This is a genomic window from Clostridioides sp. ES-S-0048-02 (assembly GCF_020658495.1).
GTDB lineage: Bacteria > Bacillota > Clostridia > Peptostreptococcales > Peptostreptococcaceae > Clostridioides.
On sequence record NZ_JACVWH010000056.1, the window covers coordinates 1 to 768 of the forward strand.

A 768-nucleotide genomic window follows, 5' to 3' on the forward strand; every position below is an offset into this window, starting at 1 on the left:
ACACCTTAAAATTGATTTAAATAGTTCTTTTTAACAACCTAAATTATGTGATATAATAAAAAAATAGAAGTGTACTACGAATACACTTCTATAGTTGCAATTAAGCATTCTCATGTCGGGGAGTGCTTTTTTCATTTCTCTAAACAACATTGTTTTTTTCATCAATAATTATATTAGATATACTAGCAATAAAAAAAGACCCCAAAAGAGTCTTTCCCGAAAAATCTATATATTATAATATAGTTATATTTTCTGCTTGAGGACCTCTAGCACCTTTAACTATATCAAAGCTTACTTGTTGACCTTCTTCTAATGATTTAAATCCTGAAGTTTGTATAGCTGAGAAATGAGCAAATACATCATCTCCACCTTCTATTGATATAAAACCAAATCCTTTTTCATTATTAAACCATTTCACTATTCCATTATTCATTAAAAATACTCCTATTAACCTGTATCAAGATATACTTGATTTAATTGTGTATTACCACAAATACTATTGTATCACAGATTAATAGAAATGTCTACTTAATTATATTTTTTAGTTAACATTCTTGGTTATTCTTAATATTAAAAATATATTTAAGACCTTTGCATTACTATAGATTGGTACGAATGTATATAAAGCTAAAAAAGATTCTCTAGAAAACAAAATCTATATAACTGTGTATTTACAAAATTATAATAATCGTATGAACTACCGATATAAGCAGTCAACATATGTGTACACTTATTCATTTTATCTCTAAACATATAAATTATTATCCC

Annotated in this window: 1 protein-coding gene; it reads right to left on the minus strand. The window is 25.7% G+C overall.

The window, feature by feature from the left end; translation table 11 throughout:
• Nucleotides 1–232: 232 nt before the first annotated feature.
• A complete protein-coding gene (locus IC173_RS20295; RefSeq protein ID WP_021384215.1) occupies nucleotides 233–433 on the minus strand; it encodes a cold-shock protein in 201 nt (66 codons plus the stop codon).
• Between the last annotated feature and the right edge of the window lie 335 nt (nucleotides 434–768).